Annotated in this window: 23 protein-coding genes and 1 pseudogene; 9 read left to right on the forward strand and 15 right to left on the reverse strand. The window is 68.7% G+C overall.

The window, feature by feature from the left end; all coding sequences use genetic code 11:
• Positions 1-39: 39 nt before the first annotated feature.
• From BOQ54_RS09640 to BOQ54_RS09650, 3 genes are all read right to left on the reverse strand, one after another.
• Entirely contained in the window at positions 40-753 is a 714-nt protein-coding gene (locus BOQ54_RS09640) for a class I SAM-dependent methyltransferase (RefSeq protein ID WP_096335328.1), read from the reverse strand.
• Positions 754-788: 35 nt separating this feature from the next.
• Positions 789-1,385, reverse strand: a complete 597-nt coding sequence (locus BOQ54_RS09645; protein ID WP_055458492.1) for an HD domain-containing protein — start codon at positions 1,383-1,385, stop codon at positions 789-791.
• Positions 1,386-1,545: 160 nt separating this feature from the next.
• On the reverse strand, positions 1,546-2,094 hold the full coding sequence (locus tag BOQ54_RS09650) for a hypothetical protein (RefSeq protein WP_245280474.1): 549 nt from the start codon (positions 2,092-2,094) through the stop codon (positions 1,546-1,548).
• A gap of 431 nt (positions 2,095-2,525) precedes the next feature.
• Between BOQ54_RS09650 and BOQ54_RS09655 the strand changes: the two genes are divergently transcribed.
• From BOQ54_RS09655 to BOQ54_RS09685, 7 genes and pseudogenes are all read left to right on the forward strand, one after another.
• Positions 2,526-3,761 (forward strand): ABC transporter substrate-binding protein, encoded by a 1,236-nt coding sequence (locus BOQ54_RS09655; RefSeq protein WP_063186387.1) that lies wholly within the window; start codon positions 2,526-2,528, stop codon positions 3,759-3,761.
• A gap of 114 nt (positions 3,762-3,875) precedes the next feature.
• Positions 3,876-4,807 (forward strand): annotated as a pseudogene (locus BOQ54_RS09660) (carbohydrate ABC transporter permease).
• Positions 4,807-5,691: a carbohydrate ABC transporter permease gene (locus tag BOQ54_RS09665; RefSeq protein WP_063186389.1), complete on the forward strand. Its 885-nt coding sequence runs from the start codon at positions 4,807-4,809 to the stop codon at positions 5,689-5,691. The pseudogene BOQ54_RS09660 and the gene BOQ54_RS09665 overlap by 1 nt, the downstream one beginning before the upstream one ends.
• Positions 5,692-5,694: 3 nt before the next feature.
• Positions 5,695-6,774 (forward strand): ABC transporter ATP-binding protein, encoded by a 1,080-nt coding sequence (locus tag BOQ54_RS09670; protein ID WP_063186391.1) that lies wholly within the window; start codon positions 5,695-5,697, stop codon positions 6,772-6,774.
• A 60-nt stretch (positions 6,775-6,834) separates the two neighbouring features.
• Positions 6,835-7,602, forward strand: a complete 768-nt coding sequence (locus tag BOQ54_RS09675) for a sugar phosphate isomerase/epimerase family protein (protein WP_071923792.1) — start codon at positions 6,835-6,837, stop codon at positions 7,600-7,602.
• Between the two features lie 5 nt (positions 7,603-7,607).
• Positions 7,608-8,783, forward strand: a complete 1,176-nt coding sequence (locus BOQ54_RS09680; protein WP_063186525.1) for a Gfo/Idh/MocA family protein — start codon at positions 7,608-7,610, stop codon at positions 8,781-8,783.
• A 31-nt stretch (positions 8,784-8,814) separates the two neighbouring features.
• Positions 8,815-9,813: a Gfo/Idh/MocA family protein gene (locus BOQ54_RS09685; RefSeq protein ID WP_071923793.1), complete on the forward strand. Its 999-nt coding sequence runs from the start codon at positions 8,815-8,817 to the stop codon at positions 9,811-9,813.
• Between the two features lie 12 nt (positions 9,814-9,825).
• On the opposite strand, the gene BOQ54_RS09690 is transcribed toward BOQ54_RS09685, so the two are convergent.
• Positions 9,826-10,746: an alpha/beta hydrolase family protein gene (locus BOQ54_RS09690; RefSeq protein WP_063186397.1), complete on the reverse strand. Its 921-nt coding sequence runs from the start codon at positions 10,744-10,746 to the stop codon at positions 9,826-9,828.
• A 60-nt stretch (positions 10,747-10,806) separates the two neighbouring features.
• On the opposite strand from BOQ54_RS09690, the gene BOQ54_RS09695 reads away from it, so the two are divergent.
• Together BOQ54_RS09695 and BOQ54_RS09700 are read left to right on the forward strand one after the other, a co-directional pair.
• The gene (locus BOQ54_RS09695; RefSeq protein WP_071923794.1) at positions 10,807-11,475 is read left to right on the forward strand and encodes a TetR/AcrR family transcriptional regulator; all 669 of its coding nucleotides are present in this window, start codon (positions 10,807-10,809) and stop codon (positions 11,473-11,475) included.
• 183 nt (positions 11,476-11,658) lie between these two features.
• Positions 11,659-12,111: a pyridoxamine 5'-phosphate oxidase family protein gene (locus tag BOQ54_RS09700; RefSeq protein WP_019404355.1), complete on the forward strand. Its 453-nt coding sequence runs from the start codon at positions 11,659-11,661 to the stop codon at positions 12,109-12,111.
• Positions 12,112-12,134: 23 nt separating this feature from the next.
• Here the strand turns inward: BOQ54_RS09700 and BOQ54_RS09705 are convergent, their stop codons facing one another.
• The 11 genes from BOQ54_RS09705 to BOQ54_RS09750 all read right to left on the reverse strand — a co-directional run bounded on the left by BOQ54_RS09705 (position 12,135) and on the right by BOQ54_RS09750 (position 19,577).
• A complete protein-coding gene (locus tag BOQ54_RS09705; protein ID WP_055458256.1) occupies positions 12,135-12,431 on the reverse strand; it encodes a hypothetical protein in 297 nt (98 codons plus the stop codon).
• Positions 12,432-12,559: 128 nt separating this feature from the next.
• The gene (gene soxA, locus BOQ54_RS09710) at positions 12,560-13,342 is read right to left on the reverse strand and encodes a sulfur oxidation c-type cytochrome SoxA (protein ID WP_071923795.1); all 783 of its coding nucleotides are present in this window, start codon (positions 13,340-13,342) and stop codon (positions 12,560-12,562) included.
• Positions 13,339-13,659: a thiosulfate oxidation carrier complex protein SoxZ gene (soxZ, locus tag BOQ54_RS09715; RefSeq protein WP_071923796.1), complete on the reverse strand. Its 321-nt coding sequence runs from the start codon at positions 13,657-13,659 to the stop codon at positions 13,339-13,341. Before soxZ ends, soxA begins: the two co-directional genes overlap by 4 nt.
• A complete protein-coding gene (locus BOQ54_RS09720; protein ID WP_071923797.1) occupies positions 13,656-14,129 on the reverse strand; it encodes a SoxY-related AACIE arm protein in 474 nt (157 codons plus the stop codon). The genes soxZ and BOQ54_RS09720 overlap by 4 nt, the downstream gene beginning before the upstream one ends.
• Positions 14,130-14,132: 3 nt before the next feature.
• Positions 14,133-14,573, reverse strand: a complete 441-nt coding sequence (gene soxX / locus BOQ54_RS09725) for a sulfur oxidation c-type cytochrome SoxX (protein WP_245316185.1) — start codon at positions 14,571-14,573, stop codon at positions 14,133-14,135.
• Positions 14,570-15,811, reverse strand: coding sequence for an NAD(P)/FAD-dependent oxidoreductase (locus BOQ54_RS09730; protein WP_071923799.1), 1,242 nt, complete (start codon positions 15,809-15,811; stop codon positions 14,570-14,572). Before BOQ54_RS09730 ends, soxX begins: the two co-directional genes overlap by 4 nt.
• A gap of 22 nt (positions 15,812-15,833) precedes the next feature.
• Positions 15,834-16,124: a c-type cytochrome gene (locus tag BOQ54_RS09735; protein ID WP_055458491.1), complete on the reverse strand. Its 291-nt coding sequence runs from the start codon at positions 16,122-16,124 to the stop codon at positions 15,834-15,836.
• Positions 16,125-16,163: 39 nt separating this feature from the next.
• On the reverse strand, positions 16,164-18,329 hold the full coding sequence (locus BOQ54_RS09740; RefSeq protein WP_071923800.1) for a xanthine dehydrogenase family protein molybdopterin-binding subunit: 2,166 nt from the start codon (positions 18,327-18,329) through the stop codon (positions 16,164-16,166).
• Between the two features lie 11 nt (positions 18,330-18,340).
• Entirely contained in the window at positions 18,341-18,808 is a 468-nt protein-coding gene (locus tag BOQ54_RS09745) for a (2Fe-2S)-binding protein (RefSeq protein WP_071923801.1), read from the reverse strand.
• A gap of 80 nt (positions 18,809-18,888) precedes the next feature.
• Positions 18,889-19,053: a hypothetical protein gene (locus BOQ54_RS20045; RefSeq protein WP_019404345.1), complete on the reverse strand. Its 165-nt coding sequence runs from the start codon at positions 19,051-19,053 to the stop codon at positions 18,889-18,891.
• A 140-nt stretch (positions 19,054-19,193) separates the two neighbouring features.
• Positions 19,194-19,577, reverse strand: a complete 384-nt coding sequence (locus BOQ54_RS09750) for a c-type cytochrome (protein WP_055458248.1) — start codon at positions 19,575-19,577, stop codon at positions 19,194-19,196.
• Positions 19,578-19,894: the final 317 nt, after the last annotated feature.

The following is a 19,894-nucleotide window of genomic DNA, read 5'->3' on the forward strand; positions in this document are numbered from 1 at the left end:
TGCCGGTTCGCGCGGTGATGGCGAAACGAGTCGCCTCCGTCAGGCCGTCGGCTTTTCCCATTCCATGATATGGAAATAGGGCACCCGCCTGTAGCGATCGGCCGTCTCCGTCGGGCCGCCGTGTGGTGCCGGTTCAGCGAAATGTTTCAGGGTCAACCCGTTCTCAATCAACAGGCCCATATAGGTGCTGAGGGGGCGATGCCAGTTGCGGATGCGGATGCCGCGCCAGCTGACCCAGATGGCGCGCTCTTCCAGATAATTGTCGATCGCATAGCGGAGTTGTCCGCTCGCATCAGGTTGCCAGCTGTCCGGCAGGCCGGCCGTGCTGAAGCTGTTGAGATTGGCGATCAGCAGCGTCCCTCCGGGCCGAAGCACCCGCGTCATTTCAGCGATGGCGGCCGCGGCGTCCGGGATGTCGATCAGTGTCAGATAGCTCACCACGAGGTCGAAAGCGGCGTCTGGAAACGCGAGTTGCTCCGCCCGCCCCGACCTGTAATCCCCGCCCGGGTCACGGCGCCGCGCCTCCTCGAGGAGCGCCCGCGTCGGGTCGATGCCAACCGCGCGGATGCCAAGCTCCGCCAGCATGCGGCAGAAGCGGCCTTCGCCGCAGCCGACATCAAGCGCGCGTGCGAAGCCTCGCCCGCGAACACGCTCCAGCATGGGCCCGTCGAGCACGAATACCCGGCCGAAGTCGCCACGCTCGCCAAGGCTGGCGACCCACGCCTCGGCTGATTCCGGCCATCCTTCGGTCATCGGCACTCCCTCTTGCATGTCGCCCGTCAGCTCGATCAGCGTGCGATGTCGCCGGACACGCGCATGCGCGCTCGGGTCGCCGCATCCACCAGAGCGCGTATCTCCGCCAGAAGCGGGTGGCGGGCGGTATGCTGCACGCCATAGTCCAGATTGAAGGCGTAGTCGAAGCCGGGCGGATTGCGGCCGACGTTGTGCTGGAGCATCGTTTCCAGCTTGTCGAAGCCCTTGGCCAGTATGGCTTCCGGCGTCGCGGCAGCATTGTATTCATCCCACAGGGCGAGGATGTCGCGATTAAGGTCCGCGGGCAGGGGCGCGCAGAGCTGCATCAGGTCCGCTCGCTCCCGGCTGGCCCTGCCGTCGTCGGCGCGCTGGGCGATCGCCGGGATGTCGCCCGCGATCGCCTCGCCGAGATCGTGCACGATGCACAGCTTGAGCAGGCGATGCAGATCGCAGCCGGCCAGTTCCTTCTCGAACATGATCACCAGCAGGCACAGGCGCCAGCTGTGCTCGGCGGTGCTTTCGGCACGGCCGTTCGACGTCCTGCCGCTGCGCAGCGTGTCCTTCAGCCGCTCGGCCGCCTGGATGAAGTCTATAATGCCGGTGAGCCTTTCGCTGTCGATCACGGGTTGCATGCCGCTGTCCTTCGCGCCGTCGTTCTGCACCGGCACCGGGCGGTTTCGGTCTCACGGGGTGCCGAATCTCTCGATAGCCGATCGTTCCGACGCATTCTCGACACCGTCGGGGTCGTGTGGAATCCCCGGGAGCGTTCCTGCGATAGGTTGCGCCTGCAGGTCAACCGGTTCGCCGCCGTGCGTCCTGGCTGGAAAGACCCTGCACCCTCCACTCGCTGAGCGGCAGGATGTCGGGCGCTCCCCCCATCGGGGCGTACCAGGAATCGACCGCCCAGTCGGTGCCGCCCGTATCGCGGATGACGGCGGTGGAATGAAAATACCGGCCGTCGATGAGGAAGCCGCGCGAGGCAACGGATCGGACCGTGTGATGGCGCAGGAGATCGTGCTCCGCGAGATAGAGGAGGAGGGCGCGCGTGTTGGTCGATTCGTCGATGCAGTCCATCTGACCCGGCTCGCCCGAGGCGCCGAAGCGCGAGCGCGGCTCATCGCGGATGCCGATCACGTCGAAGGCGCGGCGCTCGAAATGGCGCACGGCGTCCGAAATCGCGGCGCGCTCGGCGGCCGGGGATCGACGTCCCCTCGCGAGGATGGCAGCGAAGCGCCGGGTATCGGCGGCATCGAGGACAAGGCTGGCCCTGAACCAGCAGCCATAGCCATGGCAGACGTGGATCACGTTTTGCGCAACGGCCGGGCGGCTGGCGCTGTCCATGGCAGACAGCGCGCAAAGGAGCAGGAGGAGCGATCGCAGGCGACCGCGCCTTGTGCTGATGCCCGGCAGTGAGACGATCATTCCGAGCCTTTCGAACGCAGAGGCCGTGATCGGGAGCAAACCTGCCGGCGCCCCCGCCGCGGAGAACTATAGCGCTCGTTGCACCTTGCACCAGCATCTGCCGCCGGCATGGCCGCCCTGGACACCAGCCGCCCAACCCGCGCACGGGTTTCATCCGGGCCAACAAACGCCTGTGCGAGCCGGCGGTTTTCGCCACGAGCCCCGATGAGCGTCGCCGGGACCGAGGACAGGGCCGAGCGAGCCGACCCGGAGCATCGATTCACGCTTGACACCAGCCGGCTTCCGTCCCAACCTGCTGAAAAAATGTAATCGATTACAAACATCGATCGCAACGCTTCTGGGAGGAAGCCATGGGTTCGTTCTCACGCCTTTCAGCGTGCACGTTTGCTTTCACTCTGCTCTGCAGCACGCCCGTCCTCGCACAGGAGAAGGCGGAGGTGATGCACTGGTGGACTTCGGCCGGTGAATCCGCCGCGGTCAAGGTCTTCGCCGACGCCTATACGAAGGCCGGCGGCACTTGGGTGGACAACGCCATCGCCGGCGGCGTCAACGCCCGCGCGGCAACGGTCAACCGCATGGTGGGCGGCAATCCGCCGACCATGGCGCAGTTCAACACTGGCAAGCAGTTCGACGAACTCATCGAGAACGGCCTCCTGGTCGACGTCGAGGCAATCGCCCAGGCCGGCAAATGGCGCGAGCTGATGCCGAAGCCGATCATCGAGGCGACCGTCCGCGACGGCAAGTTCTACGCCGTGCCCGTCAACATCCACGGCCAGAACTGGATGTTCTACAACACCAAGATCTTCGCGGACGCCGGGCTCGAACCGCCGAAGACCTTTCCCGAACTCATCGAGACGGGCGAGAAGCTGAAGGCCAAGGGCGTCATTCCCATTGCGCTCGGCGGCCAGCCCACTTGGGAGCGCAACCTGTTCAGCGCGCTCCTCGTCGGCCATGGCGGTGCGGACCTCTTCCGCAAGATCTACGGTGCCCGCGACGTCGAGGCCGCCAAGAGCGACAAGTTCAAGGAAGTGGCCGAGCTCTACGGCAAGATGCGCGGCCTCGTCGATCCCGGCAGCCCGGGGCGCAACTGGAACGATGCCGCCTCACTCGTCATCACCGGCAAGGCGGCCATGCACTTCAACGGCGACTGGGCGAAGGGCGAGTTCATCGCCGCCGGCCAGACGGCCGGCAAGGAATATGGCTGCACCATCGTCGGCGAGGGCAAACTCGTCATCGGTGGCGACGTCTTCGTCTTCCCGGTGACCAAGGACGCCGGTGCCCAGGCGGCCCAACAGAAACTGGCGGCGGTACTGCTCGACCCTGAGACCCAGCTCGCCTTCAACAAGAAGAAGGGCTCCATCCCCGTGCGTCTCGATGTCGACGTGTCGAGCATGGACGCCTGCGCCCAGAAGTCCCACGCCGTGCTCAAGGATCCCGCCAACCAGGTCGAAGCGACGGAGATCATCAGCACGCCGAACTTCACCGGCGCCATGCAGGACGCCATCACCCAGTACTGGAACACGTCCTCCATGTCGGCGGACGCCTTCGTCGAGAAGGTCGTCACGGCGATGCGCAGCGCGAGCTGACCGGCGGCGCCGGTCCGGCCATTGCCCGGATCGGCCTCGCGCCTGTTCCAACCTCTGCCAACGCAAGCCGCCGCGCGCTCCTGCGGGAGGCGGGCGGAACCGGGAGGAGGTCCCATGGCCACCGTCACCGTCCGTGCCGCTGCCACCGGCGCTGCGGCGCCAGCGGCACGCCCGCGCATCGGACGAGGCCTTCCCGCCGCGCTCGCCCTCGTGCCGACGGCGCTCATCGTGCTCGTCGTCTATGTCGGCTGCATGCTGTGGACCGTGCGGCTGTCCTTCACGAGCTCGACGCTGCTGCCGAAGTTCGACTTCGTGGGCCTTGCGCAATACGAGAGGCTGATCCTCAACGACCGTTTCGTCGTCTCGGCGCAGAACACCGTCATCTTCGGGGTCCTGTTCATCGCCGGCTGCCTCGTGCTCGGCTTTCTGCTCGCGGTCTTCATCGACCAACGGGTGAAGGGCGAGGGTGCTTTCCGCACCGTCTTCCTCTTTCCCTATTCAATGTCCTTCGTGGTGACGGGCGTGGCTTGGCAGTGGTTCCTCAACCCGGGCCTCGGGCTCGAGAAGCTCGTCCGCGACATGGGCTTCTCCGATTTCACCTTCGACTGGCTCGTCAACCAGGAGATGGCGATCTACACCCTCGTCATCGCCGGCATCTGGCACGGGGCGGGGCTCACCATGGCGATCCTCCTCGCCGGCCTGCGCGGCGTCGACGGGACCTGTGGAAGGCCGCGCGCGTCGATGGCGTGCCGCCCTGGCGCTACTACCTCTCCATCGTCCTGCCCCTGCTGCGGCCGATGGTAGTGACCGCCACAGTGCTCCTCGCCATCAGCGTGGTGAAGCTCTACGACCTCGTCGTCGCCATGACCGGGGGCGGGCCCGGCATCGCCACCGAAGTGCCGGCCAAGTTCGTCATGGACCACCTCTTCGAGCGCAACAACATCGCGCTCGGCACCGCCGCCGCGACGCTGATGCTGGTGACCGTCGTCATCATCATCGCGCCGTGGATCTACGCCCGCTACGTCCGCAGCAAGGGAAGGCGCTGATGAGCGCGTCGCTGCCCAGCGGCCCGCGGCCGCGCCGCCTCACGCCCGGCCGCATCGGCCTCTATGCCTTCCTCCTCACGGCGGCGGTCTTCTTCCTCCTGCCGCTGTGGATCATGCTCATCACCTCCTTGAAGCCGATGGAGGAGATCCGGCTCGGCAACATCCTCGCGCTGCCCATGGCGCCGACGCTCGAAGCGTGGGGCAAGGCCTGGTCGTCCGCTTGCACGGGGCTCGACTGCAACGGCATCAGCGTCGGTTTCTGGAACTCGGTGCGCATCCTCGTGCCGTCGGTCATCCTGTCCATCGCGCTTGGCGCGGTGAACGGCTACGCCCTGTCGTTCTGGCGGGTGAAAGGGGCCAACGTCCTCTTCGGCGTGCTGCTCGTCGGCGCCTTCATCCCCTATCAGGTGTTTCTCTATCCGCTGGTGCGCATCTTCTCGCAGATGGGCATCTACAATTCGCTCACCTGCATCGTGCTGGTGCATGTCATCTTCGGCCTGCCGACGATGACGCTGCTCTTCCGCAACTACTACGCGGGCATCCCGATCGAACTGTTCAAGGCGGCGCGCATCGACGGCGGCGGTTTCTGGACCATTTTTCTCCGCGTCATGCTGCCGATGTCGGTGCCGATGCTCGTCGTCGCCACCATCCTGCAGGTCACCGGCATCTGGAACGACTTCATCTTCGGGCTCACCTTCGCCGGCCGCGAGAACCTGCCGATGACGGTGCAGCTCAACAACATCGTCCACTCCACCCAGGGCGAGCGCGCCTACAACGTCGACATGGCCGCCACCATGCTCGCGGCGCTGGTGCCTCTCGTCGTCTACTTCGTCTCCGGGCGCTGGTTCGTCCGCGGCATCGCCGCCGGCGCAGTGAAAGGATGATCCATGTCGGCTGTCTCCATCCGTGACGTCTCCGTCGCCTTCGAGGCGGTGCGCGTCTTCGACGGGCTTTCGCTCGACATCGAGGAGGGCGAGTTCGTCGTCCTCCTTGGCCCCTCCGGCTGCGGCAAGTCCACGCTGCTCAATGCCGTCGCCGGTCTCATCGACGTCGCCGACGGCCAGATCTTCATCGGCGGCCGCAATGTGACCTGGGAGGAGCCGAAGGACCGCGGCATCGCCATGGTCTTCCAGTCCTACGCGCTCTACCCGCGCATGAGCGTGCGCGAGAATATGTCCTTCGGCCTCCGAATGGCGAAGACGCCGAAGGCGGAGATCGGGCGCCGGGTGGCGCAGGCGGCGGAACTCCTGCAAATCGGCCACCTGCTCGACCGGCGGCCGGACCAGCTTTCGGGCGGTCAACGCCAGCGCGTCGCCATCGGCCGGGCGCTCGTGCGCGATGCCGCCGTCTTCCTCTTCGACGAGCCCCTGTCGAACCTCGACGCCATGCTGCGCAACGAGTTGCGCGTCGAGATCAAGCGTCTGCACGCACGCCTCGGCAAGGCGACGATGATCTACGTCACCCATGACCAGATCGAGGCGATGACGCTCGCTGACCGCATCGTCGTCATGCGCGACCAGAAGGTGCAGCAGATCGGCTCGCCCGCCGAGATCTACGGCCGGCCGGCCAATCTCTTCGTCGCCGGCTTCATTGGCGCGCCGCAGATGAATTTCCTCAACGGCCGGCTCGAGGCCGAGGGCGGCGGGCTGTCCTTCGTCGCCGACACCTTGCGCCTGCCGCTCGCCGGCTATGCCTTCAACGGCGCGCCGCCCGTCGGCGAGGAGGTCGTGCTCGGCGTGCGGCCGGAGCATCTGGCGCTCGCCGAGGCGGGCCTCTGGCAGGGCTTCGGCGTCGACATTGTCGAGCCGATGGGCGCCGACACGGTGCTGTGGTGCTCCGATGGCACCCATACCCTGCAGGTGCGCACGACCGGGACGAGCCGGATCACGCGCGGCGAGCGCGTCGGCCTGGGCCTCGATCCCGAACAGGTTTCCCTCTTCGCCGCCGATACCGGCGAGCGCCTGTGAACCCTCCCTCGGCCGGCAAGGGCGTTCCGCGCCGGCCTTTCCGCCACGCATGAGGCTCTCATGTCCGTCACCGATTGCCTGTCGATCCAGCTCTACACCCTGCGCTCGCTCGAAGACCTCGACCGTATCCTCGATGTGGCGGCCGAGGCCGGCTACCGCCGGGTGGAGACCGTCGGCTCCCAGCTCGACGACGCCGCGCGCGTCAAGGCCAAGCTCGACGCGCGTGGGCTCGCCGCCTCGTCGAGCCATGTCAGCCTCGCGGCCCTGCGCGAGCGGCCGGAGGCCGTCGTCGAGGCCTGCCGCACCCTCGGCATCACCGATCTCTACATGCCGGCGGTGCCGCCGGAAGACCGGGACATGGCAGCCGACGGCTGGCGTGCCGTAGGCCGCGAGCTCGGGCAGATGGCCGAGCGCTTCGCGAAGGAGGGCATCCGCCTCGGTTATCACAACCACCATTGGGAGCTGCAGCCGAAGGCGGGGCCGACGACGGCCCTCGAACTTCTCTTCGAGGGCGCCGGCGCGAGCCCGCTGACGTGGGAGGTGGACGTCGCCTGGCTGGTGCGCGGCCATGTCGACCCGAAGCCCTGGATCGAGCGCTACCGCAACCGGATCACCGCCGCCCATGTCAAGGATATCGCGCCGGCCGGACAGAACGAGGATCAGGACGGCTGGGCCGATGTCGGCGCAGGCGTTCTCGACTGGCGCGACCTGTGGCGCGTCTGCCGGGCGGCGGGCGCAAGATGGATGGTGGTGGAGCACGACAAGCCGGCCGATCCCGCCCGCACGGCCCGGGCGAGCCTCGCCTTCCTCAACGGCATCGAAGGGTGATCGCCATGGCCAGTCTCAACGTCGGCATCGTCGGCTGCGGCGTCATCTCCGGCATCTATCTGAAGAACATCCTCGCCTATCGCGGCCTCACCCTGCGCGCCTGCGCCGACATGCGGCCGGAGGTGGCGCAGGCGAAGGCCGCCTCTGCCGGCATCGAGGCGATGAGCGTGGACCAACTCCTCGCCAGCGAGGATATCGACCTCGTCGTCAACCTCACCGTTCCCGCCGCGCATTTCGGCGTCTCGCTCGCGGCGCTCCAGGCCGGCAAGCACGTCTTCTCGGAGAAACCGCTCGCGGTCGATTTCGAGCAGGGGCGCAAGCTCGTCGACGAAGCCGAGGCCCGCGGGCTTTTACTCGGCTGCGCGCCGGACACTTTTCTCGGCGCGGGCGGGCGGCTCGCCCGCAAGCTGGTGGATGAAGGCGCGGTGGGACGGATCCTGTCCGGCACCGCCTTCCTGATGTCGCACGGCATGGAGCACTGGCATCCGGATCCGGAGTTCTTCTTCAAGCCGGGCGGCGGGCCGATCCTCGACATGGCGCCCTATTACCTGTCCGCGCTCATCAATCTCGTGGGGCCTGTGGCCCGGGTCTTCGCCATGGCGAGCATCGGCTTTCCCGAGCGGGTCGTGACGGCTGAATCGCCGCGCAAGGGCGAGCGCATCACCGTCGAGACGCCGACGAGCGTGATGGCGCTGATCGAATTCGTCTCCGGCGCCCAGGTGACCTTCACCATGAGCTGGGATGTGTGGAAGCACGGCCATCCCGCCATCGAGCTCTACGGCACCGAAGGCTCCATGCGCGTGCCGGACCCGAACTTCTTCGGGGGCGTGGTCGAGACCACCGAGCGTGGCGGTGAGTGGCGGAGCCACGATGCCGGCGCCCTGGCGCTCGGGGCACCCAACTGGCGTGCGCCCAACTGGCCGCCGGAGATGCCTGACCGCGCCAACTATCGGGCACTCGGCCTTGCCGATCTCGCCAGCGCCGCGCTCGCCGGCACACCCCACCGCTCGACGGGACGGCTCGCACTGCACGTGCTCGAGGTGATGCACCGCATCCTCGAATCCGCCGCGACCGGGCAGGCGATCGCCATCGCCACGGCGCTGGACCGTCCGCCGGTCCTCGAGGAAGATGCCGCCGGCGCGCTGTGGAAGGGGCTGCCGGAGACGGCGAGCGCAGCCTGACGCGCGGGTGGCCAGTAAGGGAGATGGGTCTGTGGAGCCTGTTCGCTGGGGCATCCTGAGCACGGCCAGGATCGGCCGGGAGAAGGTCGTGCCCGCCATGATGAAGAGCCCGTCATGCAAGGTGGTCGCGGTCGCTTCGCGCGATCTCGAGGCGGCCCGCGCCATGGCCTCGGCGCTCGGCATCGAGCGAGCCTACGGCTCCTACGAGGAGCTTCTGGCCGATCCGGAGATCGAGGCCGTCTACAACCCGCTGCCCAACCATCTGCACGTGCCGCTGACGCTCGCCGCGGCGGCGGCGGGCAAGCATGTGCTGTGCGAGAAGCCCATCGCGCTCGACGCCGCACAGGCACGGCAGCTCGAGGCGGTGGCGGACAAGGTCCTCGTCGCCGAGGCCTTCATGATCCGCCATCACCCGCAGTGGCTCGCCGTGCACGACATGGTCCGCGCCGGCGAGATCGGCGAGCTACGCCTCGTCAACGTGCTCTTTTCCTATTTCAATGCCGACCCGGCCAATATCCGCAACATGCCGGAGATCGGCGGCGGCGCGCTCTACGACATCGGTTGCTATGCCGTTGTCAGCGGGCGCTTCCTGTTCGAGGCGGAGCCGCAGCGCGTCGTCAGCCTTCTCGAGCGCGACCCGACCTTCTGCACCGACCGTCTGTCGAGCGGCCTCGCCGATTTCGGCGGCGGACGCCAGCTCGTCTTCTCGGTCTCGACCCAGCTCGTGCCCTTCCAGCGCGTCGAGGTGCTCGGCACTAAGGGGCGCATCGAGATCCGCATTCCTTTCAATGCACCGCAGGGGGAGGGCACGCGCATCCTCGTCGACAGCGGCGCTGCGCATGACGATGCAGCGGCGCGTTTCGTGGCGATCGCGCCGTGCGACCAGTACACACTGCAGGGCGAAGCCTTCTCCCGGGCCGTGCGGGGCGTCGCGCCGCTCGCGGCCGGCATCGAGGATGCCGTCACCAACATGCGCATCCTCGATGCGCTCTACCGGTCGGCGAAAAGCGGGGCCTGGGAAGGCGTCTGACGCAGCGCCGGTTCAGACCGCAATGACACGTCCGGGCCAGGGATTGCGGCCTTCGCGCAGCCACAGGAGCGTGTCGAGCCACAAGCCCGAGGCGTGGCTGTCGTGGAACAGGCCGAAATGGCCGATGGCCTCGCGGCCGTAATCGGCGGGGGCGAGACGCACGGCGGTTCGTGCGGCGCCGGCATAATAGCCGAGCGCGCGGCGAATCGCCGGCACGGTGCCGAATTCGTCGTCCGCCATGGTGACGGCGAGGATCGGCGCCGTCACCGCCGCCATGCGGGCGAGGACGTCGGGCCGCTCGGACCGCGGATGGCTCAGCTCGAAACGCGGGCGGCGGAAGCTCCACTCGGTGGCAACGCCGGCCGGCAGGTCCTCCAGCCAGCCGAGGCGGCGGCCGGGGAAATAGCCGCAGGCGGCCGTCAGGGCCGGCATGGCGATATGCCATTTGAGGAACAGGGCGAGGCGCCGCTCCGGCGCATAATCGCCGCACCAGGCATATTGGGCGCCGACGGTCAGCATCCGGTCGATGAGCGGGGCGCTGCGCGCAAGGCCGGGCACGAAGCCGCCGATGCTGTGGCCGACCACCATCAGCGGTCCTGTCCGCCGGCGGGCGTGCATCAGGCGGATGGCGGCATCCATATCGCGCTCGCCCCAGTCGCGCCAGCGGTAGCCGCAGCCCTTCAGCTTCTGGGGCCGCGATGCGCCGATGCCGCGGTAGTCGTAGGTCAGCACCTCGAAGCCCTGCCCGGCGAGGAAGCGGGCATAGCGGTGGTAATAGCGCGCGAGGACACCCGTGGCCGGATTGATGATGACGCTTCCGGCGCTGTCCGCGCGCGCCGGCCAGAGGCGCGCGCCGAGCCGCACGCCGTCCGTGCAGACGATCTCGCAGGCCTCGCCGTCCTCGACAGAAGGAAAATGGGCTCGCTCGTTCATGCCGGGAGGATAGGGGGCGGGGCGCGTTGTGTATATTCACTGGCCGGTATACATTGGGCTATGGGCGAAAGGTCGGTGACGACGCGCGAGCGCATCATCAAGGCGGCGGTGAAGCTCTTCCACGGCGAAGGGATCCGCGCCGTCAGCGTCGATGCCGTCGCAGCGAAGGCCGGCGTCACCAAGCGCACGCTCTACTATCACTTCCGCAGCAAGGACGACCTGATCGCGGCCTATCTGGAGACCCGCGACCAGCCCAATCTCGTCGTGTTCAGGCAATGGTTCGACGAGGCCAAGGGCGATGTAGCCGACCGAGTGGAGGCGATCTTCCAGAACCTCGCCCGCTCGGCGCGCCACCCGAAGTGGAAGGGCTGCGGCTTCCTGCGCACGTCGGTGGAGCTCATCAACATGCCGGGCCACCCGGCCATCGTCGCCGGCCGGGCGCACAAGAAGCGGGTGGAGGACTGGCTGTGCGGCGTGTTCGTGGAGGCCGGCATCGAGGGACCGGATGCCCGGCAGCTCGCGCGGCAGGTCATCCTGCTCATCGACGGGGCCTTCTCCGTCGTGCTGCTCCACCGCGATCCCGGCTATATGGAGGCAGCCGGCGCGGCGGCGGCCAGCCTGGTTCGGGCAAGGCTCGCCACCGGCCGCGAGAAGGACGGGCCGAATGGCGCCCCGACGGCTACAGGAGACCAGAATAGCGAAGGCGACGCCCGCGACGAAGATGCTTGAAGAGGAGGGCATCGCCTTCATGCCGCACAGCTACGCCCACGATCCCTATGCCGAGTGCCCGCGTGGCGCGGGTGATCAGCTGATGCCGCGAGCCGCGCATTCCGGTTGATGCCGGTCAAGGCGGAAGGCGGCGCGGCCGTTACGCTCGTTCTCGCCGGTGCTCTTCAGCGCGGGAGGCGATCGATGGACGAAGCGATCAGGAAGACGATACTGGCCTTGCTCGACGAGCATCGCATCATGACGGTCGCCACGCTCAGGCCGGACGGCTGGCCCCAGGCGACGACGGTCGGCTATGTGAACGACGGCCTCACGCTCTATTTCCTCTGCGGACCCGACAGCCAGAAGGCGGCGAACCTCGCCGCCGACGACCGCGTGTCGCTGACGATCGACCACGACACGTCGGACCTGATGGCGATCTCGGGTCTCTCCATGGCGGCCCATGCCCATCCCGTGACGGATCGGGCCGAAGCCGAGAAGGTTCTCGGCCTCCTGCCGCTGAAATATCCCGAGCAGGGGCCATTGCCGTTTCCCATGCCGACGCCCGACGACGTGCGCATCTTCCGGCTGACGCCGACAGTCATCTCGGTGCTCGACTATTCCAGGGGCTTCGGGCACACGGACCTCGTCACCTGCTGACGGGGCCGGCGGGCGCAGTCTCCTCAGATCGTGAGCGGGGACCGGCCCTCGCACGACCATGACAGGAGTTCCTGCTTGTTCGGCGCCGGCCGCCAGCTCTCGTCGGTCTTGGCGGGGCCGAAGAAGCTCGCCGGCTCCGCGTGGGCCGGGCTCCAGTCGCTCTTGGGGCCCGCGAAGAGACCAACGACGAAGAGGACGGCGACGCTGAGGAGAACGAGCGTGTTGAGCACGGTGTCGACGGGATTGGCGGCGAGATGGTCGCTGATCTCGGACCAGCTCGCGAACGCCTCGTCGTCGTGAAAGGGCAGGCGGCTGCTCATGACGGCTCCTCGGTGATGAAGCGGCCGCATTGTCGGCGCCTGCCGTCGCAGAACTTTGCCCGTCAGGGGCCGATTTTGTCACAGGACGTGCCGGCTCCCGGGCTTGCGACATCTCGACAAACATTTTCTCAGGGGCGCACGCCCGGCGTCTCCAGGGGCAGGCCCGCCGCGCGCTCCATGAGGTAGAGTTCGAGCTCGACGAGCTCCGGCGCTCCGAAGGCGAAGGCTTCCGCGCGCACGCCGATCATGCAGTTGCGCAGGCGCCGCTGCAGGGAGCCGACGGCCTGCCACTCCAGCCGATAGAGCGGATAGGCCGTCGGGTGGCCCTGGGGCATGATGCTGCCGCCGAGACGCTCGCCCCACCGTGCGTCGTGGCAGGAGGCGCAGGAGAGGTCGAGCTGGCCGATGCGCCGTTCGTAGAGCCGGCGGCCGTTGTCGCGGAACGGGGCCAGCCGCTCGTCCTGCGGCGGGCTGATCGGCATGCCGCGCGACTGGTGGGCGACATAGGCCGTCAGCGCGACGAGTTCCGGGCTCTCGTGCAGCAGGGGCGATGCCTCCTGCCGCGTCCGGCGGCATTCGCCGATGCGGCCGGCAAGGTCGATGGGGCGTTCGCTTCTTTCGTCGAACGCAGGGTAGCGGGCGGCGACGCCGCGCATGCTCGTCGCCGCCTCGCCGTGGCAGCCGGCGCAGCTGCGCCCGTTCGCGCCTTCCGGGCGGTTCCACAGCTGCTCCCCGTCGAGGACGGCGAACATGCCGGGATTGCTCATGTCGTCCGCCTGCATGGCGCGGTTCTCGGGGCTCATGAAGTCGGCGCCCGAGCGCTTGTCGACCATGTCGCCGGCGGGCGCCGAGGAGCCGGCAAGGCAGGCGGCAAGGAGGCCGACGAGGAGACGCGGCGCGCGCCCCGTCATGTCACCGTGATCTCCGTCTCGGCCGTGCGCGTCTCGCCGTCATCGCCGGTCCAGGCGAAGGCGATGGTGCCGCTCTCGGTCGCAACCGCGGTGAAGGCGAGATAGGGATTGGCCGCGATCGCGGGGAAGAGGTCGGCGGAGAAGATCTCCTCGCCGTTCCAGGTGCAGACGAAGCGGTTGATGATATCGCGCGGGATCGCCTTGCCCATGGTGCCCGTGCGGAAGCCGGTCTCCATCGGATGGGCGAGCATGGCGCGGATCTCGACGATCTCGCCGCGGCGCGCCGTCTTCGGCGCATTGATGAGGGCGTGGGTCATAGGAGGTCCTCGACGCAGGCGGCCAGCGTCACGATCACGTCGGCCCGATGCGACCAGAAGCTGCCGTCGCTCATCTCGGCGATGGCCGCCACGGTCTGGGAGGTGGCGAGGCGGATGCGCGTGGCGACTTCGGCTCGCCCCGTCCGTGGGCCGATGTGGAACACCGCGACGTCTGCCTGCGGGTTCTTCTCGTTGAACAGGGCGATGCGCCGCACGTGGTCGGTCTCGCTCATCGGGCTCTCGACCTTGACCGAGAGGCCGACAGCATTGCCGTTCTCGACGAGTGGCGGCACCGCGAGCTGCACCCGGCCGGTCTTCACGTCGGCGCCGCCGGTGAAGGTGCGGATGGCCTCCTCCAGCGATGGGCGGGCGCGGGCAGCGCGCGGCGCGACGAGCGTCAGGGCCAGCACGGCACCGCCGGCGACGAGATCGCGCCGGCGGAGACCGCTGGTGGTCGCTTTGTCCCGCATGGCTCACTCCTTCAGCGTGACGAGGAAGGCGACGACGTCCTCGATCTCCTCGGCCGTCAGGATCGGCCGGTCGCGGAATGAGGCGGCGACCCGCGCGAGCCCGTCGGTGCGATAATAGGCCGGCATGATGCTGTCGGGGAGGAGACGTTTCATGTCGACGACGCGCAGGCGGATCTGCCCTTCGCTCAGGCGGCTGCCGGCGCCGGCGAGCGTCGGCGCCAGGGTTCCCTGCAGGTGCGGATCGGGCAGGGGCGCCGCATGGCAGAGCACGCACAGGCTCCTGTGCCGGTCCATGACGAGGCGCCGGCCGTTGTCCGCATCGCCGGGGCGGCCGGTGAGGGAGCGGGCGATGGCGTCACCCTCCACCACGTAAGGCCGCAGCGGCTCGGCCGCCGCAGCCGGGGCGAGCATTGCAAGCACGCAGAGGCCGTTCCACCACCTCATCCGAAGACTTCGCCCGTGATGGTGTCGAACCAGGCTTCCGCATAGGCCGCCTCGCTGGCGCGGACATCGGCGGAGGCATCGAGCGGGCTCACGCCGCCGGCGCCCGCGACTTCGGCGAGAAGGCCCTCGCGCGGCTCGTAGACGCCGGCGATGGAGATGCCGTAGTCGGGCGCGGCGAGGCTGTAGCAGGTGTTGATGAGCTTCGGTGCAGCCGGCTGCCCGCCCGCAAGCAAGGTGGCAACGGCAGCGGCGCAGGCCTTGGCCTGGGCATTGGCCGAGAAGGCGGATTTCGGCATGGCGCCGGCGATGGCCGCATCGCCGATGACGTGGATGCCGGGCCGGAGCCGGGATTCGAAGGTGACGGGATCGATCGGGCACCAGCCGGTGCGGTCGGCGACGCCGGCGGCCGCGGCGATGGCGCCGGCGCGCTGGGGCGGGATGACGTTGGCGACGGCCGCCTGGTGGCTGCCGAACTCGGTCGTCAGCGTCTTCGTTGCGGCGTCGACCTCCGTCACCCGACCGCCGAAGGACAGCGAGACCCATTCGATCAGGCCCGGATAGAGCTGCTCCCAGGCCTCCTCGAAGAGGCGCTGCTTCGAGAAAGTGTCCTTGGCGTCGAGGATGAGGAGCTTGGAGCGCGGCTTGTGCGCCTTGAGGTAATGGGCGACGAGGCTCGCCCGCTCGTAGGGGCCGGGCGGACAGCGGAACGGATTGGCCGGCGCCGCGATGACGACGAGGCCGCCGTCGTCCATGGCTTCGAGCTGCCGGCGCAGCAGCGCCGTCTGCTCGCCGGCCTGCCAGGCATGCGGCATCACCTCCGCGCCCAAGGCGCCATAGCCGGGAATCGCATCGAGCATCAGGTCGATGCCGGGCGCGAGGATGAGGCGGTCGAAAGCGAGGTCGGAACCGTCGTCGAGCCGCAGCCGGCGGGCTTCGGCATCGATCGCGGTTGCGCTCGCGGCAACGACGTCGATGCCGTCGCGCTGCAGTCCGTCATAGCCGAAATACTGGGCATCTAGATCGCGCAGGCCGGCGAGAACGGCATTGCTGAATGGACAGGCGGTGTAGCGGGCCTTGGGTTCGACGAGCGTGACGCGGATATCCGCGCCCTGCCGTTTCAGCGCACGGGCCGCGCTCGCCCCCGCGAAGCCGCCGCCGACGACGGCCACATGGGGCGGGGCCTGGGCGAGAACGCGCGGGGCCGCGAGCGCGGCAGCGCCGGTGGCGAGCCCGGCCACAACGGTCCTGCGGCTGAGCGTGCTAAGGCCCGGCCGCGATCCACTCGGCGATGGCGCGCGCTTCCTCATCCGAAAAGCCCTTCGCAATGCGATCCATGACGGTGGCCGGCCGCTCGCCGTTGCGGAAGGCCGCCATGGCGTCCGCGATCTCGGCGGCGGGCCGGCCGGCAAGGCCCGGGACCGGGCCGTTGCCCGCGGGCGCGTGGCAGCCCGAACAGGCGGTGGCGCCGGCCGGTGCCGGCAGCGGCGCCCTCTGGGCCGCGTGGGGGCTTGCGGCCCAGAGGGCGGCGAGGAGGGCAAGCCCTCCACGCATCAGGCGGCGATGGCGCGTGGTGGCCACGGACGCCACCGCTCACACGAGCGAGTGGTTCTTCAGCGGCAACTGGCGGATGCGCTTGCCTGTGGCCGCGAAGATGGCGTTGAGCACGGCCGGCGCGGCGACCGCGATGGTCGGCTCGCCGACGCCGCCCCAGAAACCGCCGGAGGGCATGACGATGGTCTCCACCGCCGGCATGTCTGCCATGCGCATCACCTCGTAGGTGTCGAAGTTCTCCTGCTCGATGCGTCCGCCGTTCACGGTACATTCGCCATAGAGGCAGGCCGAGAGGCCGTAGACGAAGGAGCCTTCGACCTGCCGTTCGATCTGGGCCGGATTGACGGCGTGGCCGGGATCGGTCGCCGCGACGATGCGATGGATCCTGAGCCGGCCGTCCGTGACCGAGACCTCCGCCGCCGCCGCCACATAGCTGCCGAAGCCCATGATCTGGGCAAGGCCGCGGTGGCGACCCTCGGGCGCCGGCTCATCCCAGCCGATGCGCTCGGCCACCGCATTGAGCACGGCGAGATGCTTCGGATGGTTCGCCATCAGCTTGCGGCGGAAGGCGAGGGGGTCCTGCCCCGCCGCATGGGCGAGTTCGTCGAGGAAGCATTCGAGGTAGATGGCGTTCTGGTTCAGGTTGACGCCCCGCCAGAAGCCGGGTGGCACCGGCGGGTTGCGCATGGCGTGGTCGATGAGCAGGTTCGGGATGGTGTAGCCGAGATTCCCTTCCGGGCTGTCGACCGTGAGCCCCTGGAAGATGAGCGGATCCATACCGTCCTGCATGCGCTGGGGCATGACGGCCGCCAGGATCGATTGGCCCGAGATGCGCATGTGCAGCGCTGTCAGATTGCCATCGGCATCGAGCGTGCCGGTGAGCCTACCCTGCGTGACGGGGTGGTAGCGCCCCTGCAGCATGTCCTCCTCGCGCGACCAGATGAGCTTCACCGGCGTGCCGGGGAACTCCTTGGCGATGTGGACGACCTGCGTGACGTAGTCCTGCATGCCGCGCCGGCCGAAGCCGCCGCCGAGGTGGATCTTGTAGACCTCGCACTGGTTGACCGGCAGGCCGGAGGCCTCGGCGGCGGCCGCGAGGCTCGCCTCGCCGTTCTGCGTCGGCACCCACACCTCGCATTTCTCGGGGGTGTAGAGGGCCGTGGCGTTCATCGGCTCCATGGTCGCGTGGTTCTGGTAGGGGAAGCCATAGACGGCCGAGACCATTCGCGCCGCGCCGGCAAGCGCCTCGCGCGCATTGCCGCGCTGGTGGCCGATAAAGGCCTCGTCCGCATCGAGCCCCTCTTCTAGCATGGCGGCGATGGTGGCGCTGGTGACGCCCGTGTTCGGGCCCTCGTCCCAGACGATCGGCAGGGCGTCGAGCGCCGTCTTGGCGCGCCACCAGGTGTCGGCGACGACAGCGAGCGCGGTCTCGCCAACCTGCACCACCTTGCGCACGCCGGGCATGTCGGCGACGGCCGCCGCGTCGAAGCTCTGGACTTTGCCACCGAAGACCGGGCAGGCCTTGATGGCGGCGTTCAGCATGCCGTCGAGCTGGAGATCGGTGCCGTAGATCTGCTTGCCGGTCAGCTTGTCGGCCGTGTCGAGCCGCGGCAGCGGCTGGCCGGCGATGGTCCAGTCCTTCGGGTCCTTCAGCGTCACCTCGGCGGGAGGCGTCATGCGGCCGGCCGCGTCCGCCACCTTGCCGTAGGTGGTCGAGCGGCCGCTCGCGGCATGGGTGATGGTGCCCTTGTCGGTCGTGCATTCGCCGGCCGGCACGCCCCAGTCGGCGGCTGCGGCGGCGATCAGCATCTGCCGGGCGGCGGCGCCGCCCTGGCGCACGTAGTCGTGCGATTCCCGGATGCCCCGGCTGCCGCCGGTCGAGAAGTTGCCCCAGACGCGGCTGCGGGCGAGGTTCTCGCCGGGCGTCGGATATTCGGTGGTCACCCGCGCCCAGTCGCAATCGAGCTCCTCGGCGACGAGCTGGGCGAGGCCGGTGAGGGTGCCCTGGCCCATCTCTGAGCGGGCGATGCGGATCACCACGGTCTCGTCCGGCTTCACTACCACCCAGGCGTTGATCTCGGGCGCGGCGTCGGCGGCGAGCGCTTTGCCGGGTAGGGGCAGGTGGAAGCCGAGGGAAAGGCCCCCGAGGGCGGCCGCAGAGCCGACGAGGAAATTGCGGCGCGATACGCTCTGAACGATCGTCATGGTTCGCCTCCTCAGCCGTTGCTCGTGGCGCTGCCGTCGGCCGCGCCCTTGATGGCGGCCCGCACGCGGTTGTAGGTGCCACAGCGGCAGATGTTGGTGATCTCGGCGTCGATGTCGGCGTCGGTCGGGCTCGGGTTCTGGGCGATGAGCGAGGCGGCGGCCATGATCATGCCCGCCTGGCAGTAGCCGCACTGCGGCACGTCGAGGGCGAGCCAGGCCTTCTGCACGGGGTGCGAGCCGTCGGGAGACAGGCCCTCGATGGTGACGATCTGCTGCTCGGGCTCGATCGCGCTCACCGGCATGACGCAGGAGCGGGTGGCGACGCCGTCGATATGGACCGTGCAGGCGCCGCACTGGGCAACGCCGCAGCCGTATTTGGTGCCGGTCAGCCCGGCCTGTTCCCTCAACACCCAGAGCAGGGGCGTATCGGGCTCGACGTCGATGTCACGCTGAGTGCCGTTGATGGTCAGGCGGGCCATGGAGGAACTCCTTCGGGCGAAAGGGCGGAGGGCGCCGGCACGCGCCGGTGGGCGACAAGCGCGTGCCGGCCGAGCCGCGATCAGCTCTTCTTGTCGGCCGTGGAGGCCGCGGCGGACTGGGCCGGCGCCTCCTTGTCCACGCCGGCGGACGCCTGCCAGGCGCAGCCCTGCCCCTGGGCAAGGGCTCCGGTGGCGAAGGCGGCGAGCCCGAGGGCGGCCACAGCCGCTGCGATGTGCTTCATCATGGGTTCCTCCAGGGTTGACGAGAGAAGCCTAGGGCGCAGCTGTCGCAGAACGTTGTCTCTGCCGACGGCTTTTGTCGCGGCCTGTCACGGAATGGGCTCCTCGACACATTCCGTTACATTCAGCGGCCGCGTTCGCGGGTTCACTTCGCCGCCGGCAGGTCGCGCAGATAGGCGATGACGGCGGCGCGCTCGCTGTCGTTGCGCAGGGCGACCGTCATCGTGGTGCCGGGCACGCGCCCGCGCGGGTCCGCGAGATAGCTGTCGAGCGTGGCCTCGTCCCAGACGATGTCCGCCGCCTTGAGCGCCTGCGAATAGCGGGCGCCGTCGATGCTGCCCGCATCGCGGCCGAGGACGCCGGCGAGGTGCGGGCCGATGCGGTTCTGCCCGGGGTCGGTGCTGTGGCAGGAGGCGCAGCGCGTGCGGAACAGCCGCTCGCCGTCGGGGGCGGCCTGTTGCGCCGCGGCGGGAAGCGGCACGAGGAAAAAGGGAGTAAGGGTGGCGATGGCGATCCTTCGCGCGATCATCCGTTTCCTCTCGCGATTCATGCAGGTGCGCCCGGATACCGGGCTTGGGAGACGCGGCCGCGAGGGAAAGACTGGATGGCGGCCGCCGATCGATGGCCGCAGGATGGGCAGGGCTTGTCGCAGAACTTTGCCGCGGGCCCGCCCCTTTTGTCGCGAAATGTATCGCTGGCCACGGGTCGCAGGAGCTGCCCGGCACGCACAGCGGAGTGCCGGCTGATTGCTGCCGGCGCCTGGCCCGGATCCGCTGCCGGGCGCCTGCGGGTACATTCTGTTACACTTTTTTCGAGCGCGGCAGCAGCCGGCTAACGTATCTAGGG

This window comes from Chelatococcus daeguensis, assembly GCF_001887265.1.
GTDB lineage: Bacteria > Pseudomonadota > Alphaproteobacteria > Rhizobiales > Beijerinckiaceae > Chelatococcus_A > Chelatococcus_A sambhunathii.